The 14854-nt window shown below is 64.9% G+C and carries 13 protein-coding genes; 7 read left to right on the top strand and 6 right to left on the bottom strand.

Translation table 11 applies throughout. From position 1 onward, the window contains the following. The first annotated feature begins 10 nt into the window (after positions 1–10). Positions 11–280, top strand: a complete 270-nt coding sequence (locus ABIB42_RS10360; RefSeq protein WP_005668476.1) for a hypothetical protein — start codon at positions 11–13, stop codon at positions 278–280. Here ABIB42_RS10360 and ABIB42_RS10355 read toward each other — a convergent pair. Together ABIB42_RS10355 and ABIB42_RS10350 are read right to left on the bottom strand one after the other, a co-directional pair. Beyond that, positions 277–1611 (bottom strand): RNA-guided endonuclease InsQ/TnpB family protein, encoded by a 1335-nt coding sequence (locus ABIB42_RS10355; RefSeq protein WP_429248290.1) that lies wholly within the window; start codon positions 1609–1611, stop codon positions 277–279. The two genes, ABIB42_RS10360 and ABIB42_RS10355, sit on opposite strands and share 4 nt — an antisense overlap. Beyond that, positions 1583–2224: an IS607 family transposase gene (locus tag ABIB42_RS10350; protein WP_005668480.1), complete on the bottom strand. Its 642-nt coding sequence runs from the start codon at positions 2222–2224 to the stop codon at positions 1583–1585. Before ABIB42_RS10350 ends, ABIB42_RS10355 begins: the two co-directional genes overlap by 29 nt. A gap of 307 nt (positions 2225–2531) precedes the next feature. On the opposite strand from ABIB42_RS10350, the gene ABIB42_RS10345 reads away from it, so the two are divergent. Continuing rightward, a complete protein-coding gene (locus tag ABIB42_RS10345; protein WP_312486825.1) occupies positions 2532–4481 on the top strand; it encodes a CocE/NonD family hydrolase in 1950 nt (649 codons plus the stop codon). On the opposite strand, the gene ABIB42_RS10340 is transcribed toward ABIB42_RS10345, so the two are convergent. Further along, positions 4474–5214, bottom strand: a complete 741-nt coding sequence (locus ABIB42_RS10340; protein WP_273163875.1) for a hypothetical protein — start codon at positions 5212–5214, stop codon at positions 4474–4476. The two genes, ABIB42_RS10345 and ABIB42_RS10340, sit on opposite strands and share 8 nt — an antisense overlap. Further along, positions 5211–5666: a rhodanese-like domain-containing protein gene (locus ABIB42_RS10335; RefSeq protein ID WP_273027856.1), complete on the bottom strand. Its 456-nt coding sequence runs from the start codon at positions 5664–5666 to the stop codon at positions 5211–5213. Before ABIB42_RS10335 ends, ABIB42_RS10340 begins: the two co-directional genes overlap by 4 nt. A gap of 317 nt (positions 5667–5983) precedes the next feature. On the opposite strand from ABIB42_RS10335, the gene glnA reads away from it, so the two are divergent. From glnA to corA, 5 genes are all read left to right on the top strand, one after another. Then, the gene (gene glnA / locus ABIB42_RS10330) at positions 5984–7399 is read left to right on the top strand and encodes a type I glutamate--ammonia ligase (RefSeq protein ID WP_005668489.1); all 1416 of its coding nucleotides are present in this window, start codon (positions 5984–5986) and stop codon (positions 7397–7399) included. A gap of 162 nt (positions 7400–7561) precedes the next feature. Then, positions 7562–8086 (top strand): DUF4124 domain-containing protein, encoded by a 525-nt coding sequence (locus ABIB42_RS10325; RefSeq protein ID WP_184235156.1) that lies wholly within the window; start codon positions 7562–7564, stop codon positions 8084–8086. After that, on the top strand, positions 8083–9186 hold the full coding sequence (gene glnL, locus ABIB42_RS10320; RefSeq protein ID WP_273163870.1) for a nitrogen regulation protein NR(II): 1104 nt from the start codon (positions 8083–8085) through the stop codon (positions 9184–9186). Before ABIB42_RS10325 ends, glnL begins: the two co-directional genes overlap by 4 nt. A gap of 64 nt (positions 9187–9250) precedes the next feature. Further along, the gene (gene ntrC / locus ABIB42_RS10315; protein WP_005668495.1) at positions 9251–10753 is read left to right on the top strand and encodes a nitrogen regulation protein NR(I); all 1503 of its coding nucleotides are present in this window, start codon (positions 9251–9253) and stop codon (positions 10751–10753) included. Between the two features lie 102 nt (positions 10754–10855). Then, on the top strand, positions 10856–11824 hold the full coding sequence (gene corA / locus ABIB42_RS10310; protein WP_005668497.1) for a magnesium/cobalt transporter CorA: 969 nt from the start codon (positions 10856–10858) through the stop codon (positions 11822–11824). On the opposite strand, the gene ABIB42_RS10305 is transcribed toward corA, so the two are convergent. Both ABIB42_RS10305 and ABIB42_RS10300 read right to left on the bottom strand, forming a co-directional pair. Next, complete coding sequence (locus tag ABIB42_RS10305; protein WP_005668498.1) at positions 11825–12703, bottom strand: EamA family transporter; 879 nt, start codon at positions 12701–12703, stop codon at positions 11825–11827. Next, positions 12700–14319 carry an NAD(P)/FAD-dependent oxidoreductase gene (locus ABIB42_RS10300; protein WP_429248289.1) on the bottom strand — a complete coding sequence of 540 codons (1620 nt, stop codon included), beginning with the start codon at positions 14317–14319 and terminating at the stop codon, positions 12700–12702. The genes ABIB42_RS10305 and ABIB42_RS10300 overlap by 4 nt, the downstream gene beginning before the upstream one ends. Positions 14320–14854 lie beyond the last annotated feature (535 nt).

The raw sequence follows: 14854 nt of genomic DNA, 5'->3' as shown, positions 1-14854 counted from the left end.
TTGCGATCCCATGTGCGACTCCGCCCAACCCGCGATCGACCGCCTGGACCGCCTGCGCAAGCCGCTGGTGGCGCGCCAGGCCGAGATCGACAATACGGGCACCAGCACCACCAACATGGCGCGCGCGCTGGCCTCGCACGCGGAGCGCACGATCGACCTGGGCGACGCGATCCTGGACGAGATGACGGCGCGCGCCGGGGCCGGCGCGACGGTGGCCGCCGAGGATGCCGGGCTGCATGCGCGGCTGGCCCATATCGCCTGCTATCGAAAAGGTGCCTAAACGTGCGCACCGTTCTCTTCCTGCCCCGAGCCGTCCTGTTGACCGTGCTCGTACCTGACAGGCGTGACTTTCCCGCCTGCCGCTGGAACCGCTCCAGCGGCAGTGCCATACGTTGCCGCATGACTCGCCTCGGGTAGCGCCGTTCTCGCCACGAGGGCGCCGGTGGCGAGCCGTTGCAGATTGACCGCGGCGTTCACATCACGGTCGTGACGCGCGCCGCAGGCGCAAATCCAATTGCGCTCACCGAGTTTCAACCCGGTGTAATGCGCGCCGCATGTCGAACACAGTTTGCTGGACGGATACCAGCGATCCGCCAGCACCAATAACGTGTCGTAACGTTGCGCCTTGTACTGGAGCTGACGCCGGATCTCGTAAAATCCAACGTCGGCGATCGCACGCGCCAGCCGATGGTTGGCCAGCATGCCGCTCACGTTCAGGTCCTCGATCGCTATCGCTTGGTTTTCGCGGCACAGTCGAGTCGTGAGCTTATGGATGAAATCGGTGCGTACGTGCGTGATGTGCGCATGCAGGCGCGCCAGCGCATGCGCATCCTTTTGTCGGTTGCGCGACACCGGCAAACGTACCCCTTTCGGGATCGCGCCCGTGATCCCGGCACCGGCCTTCGCTGCTTTCAGCTTGCGTGCATGGCGCCGCGAGCGGATGCGCAGGCGCCGCTGGCTTGCACGTAGCGGCCGTGGGGCCGCGATCTTCTCGCCGCTGGACAGAACGGCCGCGGCGCTCACGCCAAGATCGACCCCAACCACGCCATCGCCCTGGCGCTGCAGGCGGGCCAGTTGCTCCGGTAGCTTGACCTGCACGGCCAGATACCAGTGGTCGGCTTCGCGCGACACGCAGGCGCCCATGATCTTGCCGGGGAGCCGTAGAACCTCGGTCAGCAAAACCTCGCCGATCTTTGGCAGCACGGCGCACTTGCCCTCAAAACGAATCTTGTCGTTGGCAATATAAAACGCGTCCCGGCAGCGACCTTTCCGTTTAAACGTCGGTGGATAGGCTTTCTTGCCGGCTTGCCGTTGCTCGACGTAGCGACGCCAAGCTCGCTGAAGATGCGCGAAAGGCTGTGCATGCGCATCGCGGTGGATTGTTCGCAACCACGGTCTGCTTTCGGCATCGAGCCAGTCCGGGTGGGCATACTTGATCCCATTGAACTGCTTTTTCAGTTTCATGGCATCCGGCCGCTGGCCCAGCGCGGTTTGCCGCTGCCACTCGGCCAGCGCCCAGTTCCAGACCTTGCGCGCCGTCCCTGCCGCACGTACGAAATAGTCGCGCTGCTCGGATGTGGCTTCAAGCCGGATGCGATGTGACAGCAACATTGCGCACATCCTTGTTCAATGCAACATCCAACTGGCGGCGATAGTTGCGCAGCCCATCTAAACGACTTGAAAAGCAATGCACGATGGTCATCATGTCTTGCACCATTTCCTGCTCGGGGGACAGGCGCTCCTGATTCAGTACGAGAAGCTCGCAGCCATGCACGTGCGCTATGTGTTCGAACCATTCGTACCCGAAGCGCGCCAGGCGATCCCGATGCGCCAGCACCAGGGTGCGGACCTCGCCTCGCCCGATCGCGTCGGTCAGCTCCAGCAAGCGCGGGCGCTTGAAATTGAGCCCGCCGCCGATCTCTTTGATGAACTCGACATTTGCCAGTCCACGGGCTGTGCAAAATTCTTCCAGAACCCGGCGCTGATTGCGTAAATCAGGCTTTTGCGCAGCGCTAGACACCCTACAGTAAGCGATGATCCGGTATGGCACCGGGCGTGACTGCAAGCCGATCCGCTCAGCAATCTGCGTTTCGCTATAGAGGCGCAGGCCGGTTGGGCTGCGCGCTAATGGAGAGAACGTGCCACAGCGATCCCAGCGTTGCAACGTCTTGGGTGTCACGCCAAGCCGGCGCGCTGCCGCGCCGGTCTTCAGCATCATTTCCATGGTGTTCTCGCATGTACGCTTACGTAGATTCAGACACCATCATTGTGACTAGAGTTCCGCTCCGTCACGCCGCAGATCCAGGAGTGGAACTCCAGCTCCATCACCGGTGTCTGATGCGCCGTCGACGACGGGCCCGCCCTGGCATGGGTCCAAGCGGCCGACGCGCTGCTGTACCAGGCCAAGGCGCAAGGCCGCGACCGCGTGGTCGCGTGCGAGTTGCGGCAGCCGGCCAGGAACCTGTCGGCATAGCCACGCCCGGGGCAAACGGATTACACTGGCGGCCCCGTGTACCGTCCCGAAGGAAGCCATGATCCGCCGTTCGTTCTCCGCCCTCGTCCTGGGTTGCCTGCTGGCCTGGCCGGCCGCCTCGCCCGTCCTTGCGGCCGGCATGGATGCCGCGCCGTCCGCGAGGGAGCGACCGGCGCGCGAAGCCTATACCAAGTATGAGTACCGGATACCGATGCGCGACGGCGTGCGCCTGTTCACGGCCGTGTACGTGCCGAAGGACGCTTCGCGCTCCTATCCCTTCCTGATGCAGCGCACGCCCTACAGCGCCGGCGTGCGCGCCGAAGGAGCGTTGCGCTACGGCGTGGACTGGATGCCGGAAACGCTCGGCCCCTCGCGCGAGTTCGAAGAGGCCGGCTACATCTTCGTGGTCCAGGACGTGCGCGGCCGCCACATGTCCGAGGGCGTGTGGCAGGAGATGACGCCGCACGGCAAGACGCAGCGCGCGAAAGGCGAGGGCGTCGAAGCCGAGGACATGCACGACACCGTCGCCTGGCTGTTGAAGAACGTCCCGAACAACAACGGCAAGGTCGGCATCTGGGGCATCAGCTATCCCGGCTTCTACGCCGCCGCCAGCGTGATCGATTCGCATCCGGCGATCAAGGCCGCCTCGCCGCAGGCGCCGATCGCCGACCTGTACATGGGCGACGATTCCTATCATGGCGGCGCGTTCAAGCTGGCCGCCAACTTCGACTTCTATTCGTCGTTCGTCGCGGCGCCGAATCCATCGCCCAAGCCGGCGTCGGGCGGCGGCTTCGACTACGACGAGGCCGACGGCTACGATTTCTTCCTCAAGCACCTGACCCTGGGGGCGATCGCGGGCACGATGAGCGAGCGCCAGCGCGCGCTGTTCATGCCGAACATCGAGCACGACACCTATGACGAATTCTGGCAGTCGCGCGCCATCGGCCCGCACATGAAGAACGTGAAGGCGGCGATGCTGACCGTGGGCGGCTGGTTCGATGCGGAGGATTTCCAGGGTCCGTTCACGATCCACGACGCGGTCAAGCGCCACAGTCCGGCCGCGGCGAACAAGCTGGTGGTGGGCCCATGGGTGCATGGCGGCTGGATGCGCGGCATTGGTGCGCGCCTCGGGCACGTGCGCTTCGACGCCAATACGAGCGACTACTTCCGGCGCCATATCCAGTTCCCGTTCTTCGAGCAGCACCTGAAAGGCGTCAAGCCGGCCACGGAGCTGGCGCCGTTCACCATGTTCGAGACCGGCACCAATGTCTGGCGCAATTACGACGCCTGGCCGCCGAAGCCGGCCCGGGCGCGCACCCTGTATTTCAACGCCAACGGCAGCCTGACCTGGCAGCAGCCGGTCGCCGGCGGCGCCGGCTACGATGAATACGTGGCCGATCCGAAGCGCCCGGTGCCCTACATCGGCTATCCGGCGCAGGGCGTGCCGCGTGAATACATGGTGTCCGACCAGCGCTTCGCCGCGACCCGTCCCGACGTGCTGGTGTACCAGAGCGAGGTGCTGGAACAAGACGTCACGGTGGCCGGCTCCGTCGTCCCGAAGCTGTTCGTCTCGACCACCGGCACGGACGCCGACTGGGTGGTCAAGCTGATCGACGTCTACCCGAGCGACTATCCGACGCCCCCTTCGCCGCGCGCGGGCAACGACGTCGCACCGCCGGCCATGAAGCTGGGCGGCTACCAGCAGCTAGTGCGCGGCAATCCGCTGCGCGGCAAGTTCCGCAACAGCTATGAGAAGCCGCAGCCCTTCGTGCCCGGCGAGGTGACAGCGATCGACTACGAGCTGGGGCAGGTGAACCACACCTTCCGCCGCGGCCATCGCATCATGGTGCAGGTGCAGAGTTCGTGGTTTCCGCTGATCGACCTGAATCCGCAGAGCTTCATGCGCATTCCCGACGCCAAGCCGGAGGATTTCAGGAAGGCGACCCAGCGTGTGTATCGCACGCCGGGCAGCGCCTCTGGCCTCCAGCTGATGGTGATGCCTAACTGAACCGTTCGTTGCGACGGCGCGGCACGCCGCGCTCGTACCACGCCGGCGCGCCGGGAACGAGCGATGCGCGCACTTCGCGGCGCAGGGTGGTGGCGGGAATCGCGTCGGCCGCCAGCTGGCGCAGGCGTCGCACGTCGGCCTGCCGGCCGCGCGCCGCCAGCACGTCCAGGATGGCGTTCACGTCCTGCACATAGTTGTGGACCTCGGCCGGGATGCTGGGCGCGGCGGTGAAACGCTTGCGGCGCTCGCGGAAGGCGTCCATCAGGTAGTCGGCATGCTGGCGGATGTTCTCTTCGGGATTCGGCATCAGGCGTTCGGCCAGCTCGGCGTCGCCGGCGGCGATCACCTGCGGCAGCACGACCCGGATGCAGGAAGCGGCCAGCGCCGGCGCCACCTTTTCCAATTGCAGGAACAAGTCGCGCGTGCGCACCGGCTGGTCGCGCGCATGGTCGATCGAGAGGACGTCGAGCAGCTGGTCGCGGGCGCCCTGGCCGTTCAGCAGGGCAGTGGTATTGCGCTCGCGCACCGCTTCGAGCGCTGCGGCCGCGGGCGGATGGGCCTCGGCCAGCACCGCCCAGTCGGCCAGCGCGTAGGAGCGCCGCACGCCATACAACGAGGGATCCTGTTCCAGGGCGTGCTCGTGGAACCAGACCAGCTCTTGCAGCGCCGCGTCATACTGCCCCTGGTCGGCCAGCTCGCGCGCCCTGACCAGGCGTTCCATGGCGTCGCTCATGCGCCCACCCACGGCAATCCCGCCTTGCACCAGCCGCCGACGGTCTTGCGATGGCCTTCGCCATCCTTGTCGCCTTCGAAGCCTTCGAGGATGTCGAAGGAGTTGGCGTAACCGAGTTCGGTCGCCACGCGGGCGCTGTGGCGCGAGCGCACGCCCGAGCGGCACAGGAACAGCAGGGTATCGTCCTTGCTCGCGATTTTTTCGAGCTGGGCGCCGAAGTCCGGGTTGGGCACGCCGCCCGGGTAGGTGGCCCACTGCACCGCCGCGTGCTGGGCATCGGGGATGGCGACCCGGCCCACCCAGTCGCGTTCGGCATTGGTGCGCACATCCACCAGCTTGACTTTCGGGCTGCTCTTGAGCAGCTCGAACGCCTCCTGGGGCGTCACCGCACCGGCATAGGGCTGGCCTGCGCCGCGCTGGCGCGCTGCCTCGAGAATGTTTTCTTTAGTCATAATGTTCGTTCCGTTTTTGGGCATTCGCTCGCGCTGCACCACCATGGATCAGTGTATCCTGCTCTGAAATGGTGCATCTGGCTGAGATCGCACTCCGTTGGTGCATTCGGCCTGCACTGTAAATCTTTCGACAAGCTTGCCGATCGACGCGATTTTATGGGTAAACTGGCCCGCCCCCCAAGAACGATTTGTGCATGCCCTCATGCAAATGAGATGGCGCGTGGGGTGTCACCAAGTTGGCATGCTTCGTGCTTCAACATGATGCAAGTTGTCGGTTCTCATGACTCGACTTCCTTTTTTCAATTAGGAGATTCCGAATGGCAAAGTCCGCCGCAGATGTAATGCAACTGGTCAAGGACAACGAAGTCAAATTCGTTGATTTACGCTTCGCCGATACCCGCGGCAAGGAACAACACGTCACGGTCCCGGTGTCGCACTTCGACCTGGACAAATTCGAATCCGGCCACGCCTTCGATGGCTCGTCGATCGCCGGCTGGAAAGGTATTGAAGCCTCGGACATGCTCCTGCTGCCGGACCCGAACACCGCCAACCTCGACCCGTTCATGGAAGAGACCACGCTGTTCATGCAGTGCGACGTCATCGAACCGTCGGACGGCAAGGGCTACGACCGCGATCCGCGCTCGATCGCCAAGCGCGCCGAGGCCTACCTGAAATCGTCGGGCATCGGCGACACCGCCTACTTCGGCCCGGAACCTGAATTCTTCATCTTCGACTCGGTCCGCTGGAAGATCGACATGTCGGGCTGCTTCGTCAAGATCGACTCGGAAGAAGCCTCGTGGTCGACCGACAAGGAGTTCGAAGGCGGCAACAGCGGCCACCGTCCGACCGTCAAGGGCGGCTACTTCCCAGTCCCACCGGTCGATTCGTTCCAGGACATGCGTTCGGAAATGTCGCTGATCCTCGAATCGATGGGCATCCCGGTCGAAGTGCACCACCACGAAGTGGCCGGCGCCGGCCAGAATGAGCTGGGCACCAAGTTCTCGACCCTGGTCGAGCGCGCCGACTGGACCCAGAACCTGAAATACGTCATCTGGAACGTCGCCCACAGCTACGGCAAGACCGCGACCTTCATGCCGAAGCCGATCAACGGCGACAACGGCTCGGGCATGCACGTGCACCAGTCGATCTGGAAAGACGGCAAGAACCTGTTCGCAGGCGACGGCTATGCCGGCCTGTCGGAAACCGCGCTGTTCTACATCGGCGGCATCATCAAGCACGCACGCGCGCTGAACGCGATCACCAACCCGGGCACCAACTCGTACAAGCGCCTGGTGCCTGGCTACGAAGCCCCGGTCAAGCTGGCCTACTCGGCCCGCAACCGTTCGGCATCGATCCGCATCCCGCACGTGGCGAACCCGAAAGGCCGCCGCATCGAGACCCGCTTCCCGGATCCGCTGGCCAACGTCTACCTGTGCTTCGCCGCGCTGCTGATGGCGGGCCTGGACGGCATCCAGAACAAGATCCACCCGGGCGAAGCCGCGACCAAGGACCTGTACCACCTGCCGCCGGAAGAAGACAAGCTGATCCCGACCGTGTGCGCCTCGCTGGAAGAAGCGCTGGAAGCCCTGGACAAGGACCGCGAGTTCCTGACCCGCGGCGGCGTGTTCAGCGACAGCATGATCGATGCCTACATCGAGCTGAAGATGAACGAAGTGCAGCGTCTGCGCATGACCCCGCACCCGGCCGAATTCGACATGTACTACTCGTCGTAATCGGTTAGCAATACTGTTGTGCCTGCGCATCGCCATGCTCCACGGCGATGCCATGAAACGCGGGGAAAGCGATGGCTTTCCCCGCGTTTTTTGTTGCTTCGGGTATAGTCGGGCGCGACTACAATGCATCTTCCCGCCGATGCAAGCTACCGAGTGATAGGAATGACAAACATCGTTTTTCATGGCGCCGTGGCCATGTTCGCCCTGCTGTTCTGCGCCTCGGCCCAAGCCCAGATCTACCGCTGTCTCGATGCCAACGGCCGCCCGCTGTACACCGACACCAAGGTCGGCAAGTGCCAGCTGATCGACACCGGCTACAGTTCGCCGCCGGCCGCGTCGAAGCCGATTCCGGCCCCGCGCTCATCGAGCGCATCGGGCGGATCGGGTTCGGCAAGTGCGCCGAGCCCGGCCGCCACCAGCACCCCGCCGGGCTTCCCGCGCGTGGACAACGTGGTGCAGCGCGCGCGCGACGACGAGCGGCGCGAGATCCTGGGCGACGAGCTGCGCATCGAGGAACGCAAGCTGGCGGACCTCAAGAAGGAATTCAATAACGGCGAGCCCGAGCGCCAGGGTAACGAGCGTAATTACGCCAAGTACCAGGAGCGGGTGGCGTCGATGCGCGACGAGATCAACCGGACCGAACGCAATATCGAGGCGCTGCGGCGCGAGATCGGCAATATCAGATGACCCTGCCACCTTTGAACGACACGCCCGCTTTTGACGCGGGCGATCCGGCGCGCTACGCCGGCCTCGACCTGCTGGCCTCGGCCGTGCTGCTGACCGGCGCCGAGGGCGAAGTGCTGTATGCGAACGCCGCCGCCGAGAACCTGATGGAGCTGTCGCTCAAGTCGCTGCAGCGCCATCGCCTGCCCGAGCTGTTCCAGAACGGCGCCGAGCTGGCGGCCCTGATCGGCCAGGCGCTGGCCCACCAGTACGCCGACCTGCGCCAGGACCTGACCCTGCAGCGCAATAACCGCGAGCCGCTGCACGTGAACAGCATCGTCAGCGCGCTGGGCGACGGCACCCTCCTGATCGAGCTGCGCGAGAACGTGCAGCAGCTGAAGCTCGACCGCGAGGAGCGCATCCTCGACCAGAGCCAGGCCAACAAGGAACTCATCCGCAACCTGGCGCACGAGATCAAGAACCCGCTGGGCGGCATCCGCGGCGCGGCCCAGCTGCTGGAGCTCGAGCTGCCGCCGCACCACCTGCTCGAGCTGCAGGAATACACGCAGGTGATCATCAAGGAAGCCGACCGCCTGCAGACCCTGGTCGACCGCCTGCTGGCGCCGCACAGGAAACCTCACATCGTCGGGGACGTCAATATCCATGAGGTGTGCGAGCGGGTGCGCAGCCTGATCCTGGCCGAATTCCCGCAAGGCTTGAGCATCAAGCGCGACTACGATGCCTCGATTCCGGAGTTTCGCGGCGATTTCGAGCAGCTGATCCAGGTGGTGCTGAACATCGCCCACAACGCCGCCCAGGCGCTCGCCGGCCGCATCGCCGGGGGCGATGCCGAGATCGTTTTGCGCACCCGCGTGGCGCGCCAGGTCACCCTGGCCAAGGTTCGTTACGGGCTGGCATTAGACTTGCATATCATCGACAATGGACCGGGCATCGCGCCCGATATCCGCGACCGCATTTTCTATCCGCTCGTATCCGGGCGCGACGGCGGGAGCGGCCTCGGGCTGACGCTGGCGCAAACCTTCGTGCAGCAGCACCTGGGGGTGATCGAGTGCGAAAGCCGGCCTGGACTGACGGATTTCCGTATCCTGCTGCCCCTGCCATAAGCGCGGGCAGCGAGAAGCGCCGACCAGTCCTTTATTGAATCCATGTTGCGGGAAGCACGAATACATGAAACCAATCTGGATTGTCGACGACGACGCATCGATTCGCTGGGTGCTCGAAAAAGCCCTGGCGCGCGAAAGCCTGGAGACCCGCAGCTTCGCCAACGCGCGCGAGGCCCTGACCGCCTTTGAAACCGATACCCCGCAGGTGCTGGTATCGGACATCCGCATGCCGGGGGAATCCGGCATCGACCTGCTGCAGGCCGTCAAGGCCCGCCATCCCGGCCTGCCGGTCATCATCATCACCGCCTTTTCGGACCTCGATTCGGCGGTGTCCTCGTTCCAGGGCGGCGCCTTCGACTACCTGGCCAAGCCGTTCGACATCGACAAGGCGGTGGCGCTGATTCGGCGCGCGCTGGAAGAAAGCCTGCGCGAAGCCAGCGTCGAGGCGCTGCCCGCCGAGACGCCCGAGATCCTGGGCCATGCTCCGGCGATGCAGGAGGTGTTCCGCGCCATCGGCCGCCTGTCGCAATCGAACGTGACGGTGCTGATCACGGGCGAATCGGGCACCGGCAAGGAGCTCGTGGCGCGCGCGCTGCACAAGCACAGCCCGCGCGCGCAACAGCCCTTCATCGCCCTGAACACCGCGGCGATCCCGAAGGACTTGCTGGAATCGGAACTGTTCGGCCACGAGCGCGGCGCCTTCACCGGCGCCCAGGCCATGCGGCGTGGCCGTTTCGAGCAGGCCGAGGATGGCACCTTGTTCCTGGACGAGATCGGCGACATGCCGTTCGACCTGCAGACGCGCCTTTTGCGTGTGCTGTCCGACGGCCACTTCTACCGCGTCGGCGGCCACCAGCCGGTGAAGGCCAATGTGCGCGTGATCGCCGCCACCCACCAGAACCTCGAGCAGCGCGTGCGCGACGGGTTGTTCCGCGAAGACCTGTACCACCGCCTGAACGTGATCCGCCTGCGCCTGCCGTCCCTGCGCGAGCGCAGCGACGACATCCCGATCCTCACGCGCCACTTCCTGGTGCAGAGCGCACACCAATTGGGCGTCGAACCGAAGCGCATGAGCGAGCAGGCGATGCGCTTCCTGACCGGGCTCGAATTGCCGGGCAATGTGCGCCAGCTGGAAAACCTGTGCAACTGGATCACCGTGATGGCGCCCGGCCAGACCGTCGAGATCAAGGACTTGCCGCGCGACCTGACCCAGGGCCAGGCCGGCGCCGGCGCCAATCCGGTGCCGCTGGCCGACGGCGTGGTGGGGGCGGGCGCGCTGCCCGTGGCCGGCGCCGGCGGCATCGTCATGCAGGTCGCGGCGCAGGCGCCGGCCTCGCCCGACGGCTGGATCGACCTGCTCGAACTGCAGGCCGCCGGCATGCTCAGCGCGGGGCAGATGGACGTGATGGACATCCTGGGGCGCCAGTTCGAATCGGCCCTGATCAGGACAGCCCTCAAGCATACGCACGGACGCAAGAACGACGCCGCAATGCGGCTCGGGATCGGGCGCAACACCATCACGCGCAAGATCGTGGAACTGGGGATCGACGGCGCGCGCGAGGAATAGGCTCGTAGTAAAGCCTCGTAGTAAAGCCTGATGGTGAAAAGTGTGGCGGGTGGTGTAAGCTCCTGCATCGCCCGCTCTACCTTTTCACCTCATTTTCACCTCATGCTGATCAACTGCGTCGCCTACCAGGAAGGCAAGAAACTGTGCGATATCCCGGTCGAGGATATCAGCGAATACCTGAAACAGGACGACACCTTCGTCTGGGTCGCCCTGCGCGACCCGGCGCCCGCCGACATCACCCTGATGCAGGAAGAATTCGGGCTGCACGAACTGGCGGTCGAAGACGCCCTGCGCGGCCACCAGCGTCCCAAGCTCGAGGAATACGGCGACTCGTTGTTCGTCGTGGTCCAGATCGTGGAGCTGGCGGACGATGAACTGAACGTCGGCCAGCTGGCCGTGTTCGCGGGCGAGAACTACGTGCTGTCAGTGCGGCGCGACGCCAGCCAGGGCTTCCTGGGCGTGCGCGCGCGCGCCGAGCGCGAGCCGCATCAACTCAGGAAGGGCGCCGGCTTCGTGCTGTATGCGCTGGTCGACGCCGTGGTCGACCGCTACTTCCCGGTGGTCGACATGCTCGAATCCGAGCTCGAATCGATCGAGGACCACATCTTCGGCATGCAGGGCAAGCAGCGCGCCAACGTCGAGCGCCTGTATGAGCTCAAGCGCAAGGCGCAGACCCTGCGTCACGCCGTGGTGCCGCTGATGGACGCCGTCGGCCGCCTGTACGGCGGCCGGGTGCCGGGCGTGGTGCTCGAGACCCAGGATTACTTCCGCGACGTGCACGACCACCTGTACCGCATCGCCGGCCGCCTGGACGCGGTGCGCGACACCATCAACACCGCGATCCAGGTGACCCTGTCGATGGTGGCGATCGAGGAGAACGAAGTCAGCAAGAAGCTGGCCTCGTACGCCGCGATCTTCGCCGTGTTCACGGCCTTCGCCGGGGTGTGGGGGATGAACTTCGAGTTCATGCCGGAGCTGAAGTGGAAGTGGGGCTATCCGCTGGCGCTTCTCACCATGGTGGGCGTGTGCGCCTACCTGTACCGGCGGTTCAAGAAGGCCGGCTGGTTGTGATCAGCGCCGGTCGGCGGTCGCCGCCGCCCCGGCGCAGGCCAGCGTCACCAGCGCGATCGCCAGCCATTGCAGCGTCGTGAGCCGCTCGCCCAGCAGCAGGAAGCCCGCCAGCGCCGCCACTGCGGGACCGGCGCTGACCAGGATCCCGAACACGCGCCGCGGCAGGCGCTTGAGCGCCTTCATCTCGAGCGTATAGGGCAGGGCGGACGACAGCAGCGCCACCGCCAGGCCGCCGCCCAGCACCGCGGGCGCCAGCAGGTCGCCGCCGGCGTGGGTGACGCCGAACGGCACCACGAACACGCAGGCCGCCAGCAGCCCCCAGGACACGGCCTGGCCGCCGTCCAGCATTGATACCCGCTTGCCGAACACGATGTACATCGCCCAGCAGAACGCCGCGGCCAGCGCGTAAGCGATGCCGATCGGGTCCAGCGGGGCGCTGCCGGCCGCCGTCGGCAGCAACAGCCATAATCCCGCGCCGGCGAGGATCACCCACAGGAAGTCGCGCGCATGGCGCGAGGACAGGATCACCACCGCCAGCGGCCCGGTGACTTCGATCGCGACCGCGATGCCGAGCGGGATGCGTTCGAACGAGCGGTAGATGAACAGGTTCATTGCCCCCAGCATCACGCCGTAGATGACGAGATTGGGCACGTCGGCGCGGCGCAGCTTGAAACGCCACGGCCGCACGATGGCGAGCAGGATCAGGGCCGACAGGCCGACCCGCAGCGCCACCACGCCGGCGCTGCCGACCGCCGGAAACAGGCCCTTGGCCCAGGCGGCGCCGGCATTGATCGACACCAGCGAACCCAGGATCGCCAGCGCGGGCGCGGCCACGCCCTGGGCTCTGGTGGCGGCGTGCGCGTTCACCTGATCATTCACTTGGCCGCCATCGCCCTGGCCACCGCCTCGGCCACGCGGATGCCGTCCACCGCGGCCGACATGATGCCGCCCGCGTAGCCGGCGCCTTCGCCGGCCGGGAACAGGCCGCGCGTGTTCAGGCTTTGCAGGTCGTCGTTATTGCGCTTGATGCGGATCGGCGACGAGGTGCGGGTCTCGACGCCGGTGAGCACCGCGTCTTCCTTGTAGTAGCCCTTGATCTGCTTGTCGAAGGCGACGAAGGCTTCGCGCAGCGCCGTGATCGCGTAGTCCGGCAGCGAGGTCGCCAGGTCGGTCAGGTGCACGGCCGGGCGGAACGACGGCGTCACCGATCCGAATTCGGTCGAGGGCCTGCCTTTGACGAAGTCGCCCATCAGCTGGCCCGGCGCGTCGTAGGTGCCGCCGCCCAGCACGAAGGCGCGCGATTCGAGCTCGCGCTGGAAATCGATCCCGGCCAGCGGGTGGCCGGGATAGTCGTCGGGCGTGATGCCGACCACGATCGCGCTGTTGGCGTTGCGCTCGGCGCGCGAGTACTGGCTCATGCCGTTGGTGACGACGCGGCCTTCCTCGCTCGACGCGGCGACCACGGTGCCGCCCGGGCACATGCAGAAGCTGTAGACCGAGCGGCCGTTGGAGGCGTGGTGCACGATCTTGTAGTCGGCCGCGCCGAGCAGCTTGTTGCCGGCGTTCGGGCCGAAGCGGCAGACGTCGATCAGCGACTGCGGGTGCTCGACCCGGAAGCCGATCGAGAACGGCTTGGCTTCGATGTAGACGCCGCGGTCGTACAGCATCTGGAAGGTGTCGCGCGCGCTGTGGCCGATCGCCATCGTCAGGTGGCGGGTCGCGATCTCTTCGCCGCTGGCCAGGCGCACGCCGACCACCTGGCGCACGCCGCCGCTCTCTTCGACCAGCACGTCGTCCACGCGCGTTTCGAAACGGATCTCGCCGCCGAGCCGGATGATCTCGGCCCGCATCTGTTCGACCATCTTGACCAGGCGGAAGGTGCCGATGTGCGGCTTGCTGACGTACATGATCTCTTCCGGCGCGCCGAAGCGCACGAACTCGGTGAGCACCTTGCGGCCGTGGTGGTTGGTGTCCTTGATCTGGCTGTACAGCTTGCCGTCCGAGAAGGTGCCGGCGCCGCCTTCGCCGAACTGCACGTTCGACTCGGTATTGAGCTTGCGCTTGCGCCAGAAACCGAAGGTGTCCACGGTGCGCTCGCGCACGATCTTGCCGCGCTCGAGGATGATCGGATTCAGGCCCATCTGGGCCAGCACCAGCGCCACGAACAGGCCGCAGGGGCCGGTGCCGACTACGACCGGACGCGGGGTGCCAGGGGCCGGCTTGCCCACCTGCACGAACTTGTATTCCACGTCGGGCGAGGGCATCACGTGCTGGTCGTGCTTGAGGCGCGCCAGCACCGCCGCTTCGCCGCGCACCTCGGCGTCGATCGAATAGATCAGCACGATGGCAGCCTTCTTGCGCGCATCGTAGCTGCGCTTGTAGACGCTGAAGTCGACCAGGTCGGCATCCTGGATGCCGAGGCGGGCCAGGATGGCCTCGCGCAGGGCCGGCTCGGGGTGGTTCAGGGGGAGTTTGAGTTCGTTAATACGCAGCATGGGAAGGGTGGTTGCTGGTGAGGCAACAAATAGAAGGCGAACAAAAGCGTCATTTTACTTGGCGTCATGCAGCCCGTGTGGCGAAAGCGGCGGCCATGCATGGACGTCGCGCGGGACCTGGTTCCCGGCGCCACCCTGCATGCGACATTTGGTAATAGATGAGTGTAAATACGGGTTTTCTTTTAGACGCTTTATTAGTAGAACAAATATCCTTATGCGACAAACGATAGTCTATAGACAACGAAAATTAGTTAAATATGACATGGTGCCGAATGATATTTGCACCGGATTGGCGCCTTGCAACGTAAATACGGCTATTTGTATGGTTAGACTCACTTTTGACAGAATATTGCGAGGTAGCGCCAGTTTGGTGCTTCGCATTGCCAAAATTGTGCGGCGCCGCACCAATCTGGCTGAATTTAATTTGCAGGTTTGGATTTCTCATAGGAGAGTGTTGTATATATGCATACCGCAAGAGTGTGTCATTGACACAATAACTTATGCCATGGTCTTATGAATCCAAGCAACTCTACAG

Source organism: Massilia sp. UYP32, assembly GCF_050434365.1.
Classification (GTDB): Bacteria; Pseudomonadota; Gammaproteobacteria; order Burkholderiales; family Burkholderiaceae_D; genus Telluria; species Telluria timonae.
Note: the sequence above shows the minus strand (reverse complement) of the source record. Positions and strands in the feature narration are given on the sequence as shown.

Bases quoted from the DNA above. Each gene is read 5' to 3' on its own strand.
- ABIB42_RS10300 (WP_429248289.1), bottom strand. From the start codon at position 14,319: ATGCTGCGTATTAACGAACTCAAACTCCCCCTGAACCACCCCGAGCCG.
- ABIB42_RS10325 (WP_184235156.1), top strand. From the start codon at position 7,562: ATGACAAACATCGTTTTTCATGGCGCCGTGGCCATGTTCGCCCTGCTG.
- glnL (WP_273163870.1), top strand. From the start codon at position 8,083: ATGACCCTGCCACCTTTGAACGACACGCCCGCTTTTGACGCGGGCGAT.
- ABIB42_RS10355 (WP_429248290.1), bottom strand. From the start codon at position 1,611: ATGTTGCTGTCACATCGCATCCGGCTTGAAGCCACATCCGAGCAGCGC.
- glnA (WP_005668489.1), top strand. From the start codon at position 5,984: ATGGCAAAGTCCGCCGCAGATGTAATGCAACTGGTCAAGGACAACGAA.
- ABIB42_RS10340 (WP_273163875.1), bottom strand. From the start codon at position 5,214: ATGAGCGACGCCATGGAACGCCTGGTCAGGGCGCGCGAGCTGGCCGAC.
- ABIB42_RS10350 (WP_005668480.1), bottom strand. From the start codon at position 2,224: ATGGAAATGATGCTGAAGACCGGCGCGGCAGCGCGCCGGCTTGGCGTG.
- corA (WP_005668497.1), top strand. From the start codon at position 10,856: ATGCTGATCAACTGCGTCGCCTACCAGGAAGGCAAGAAACTGTGCGAT.
- ABIB42_RS10345 (WP_312486825.1), top strand. From the start codon at position 2,532: ATGATCCGCCGTTCGTTCTCCGCCCTCGTCCTGGGTTGCCTGCTGGCC.
- ntrC (WP_005668495.1), top strand. From the start codon at position 9,251: ATGAAACCAATCTGGATTGTCGACGACGACGCATCGATTCGCTGGGTG.
- ABIB42_RS10335 (WP_273027856.1), bottom strand. From the start codon at position 5,666: ATGACTAAAGAAAACATTCTCGAGGCAGCGCGCCAGCGCGGCGCAGGC.
- ABIB42_RS10360 (WP_005668476.1), top strand. From the start codon at position 11: ATGTGCGACTCCGCCCAACCCGCGATCGACCGCCTGGACCGCCTGCGC.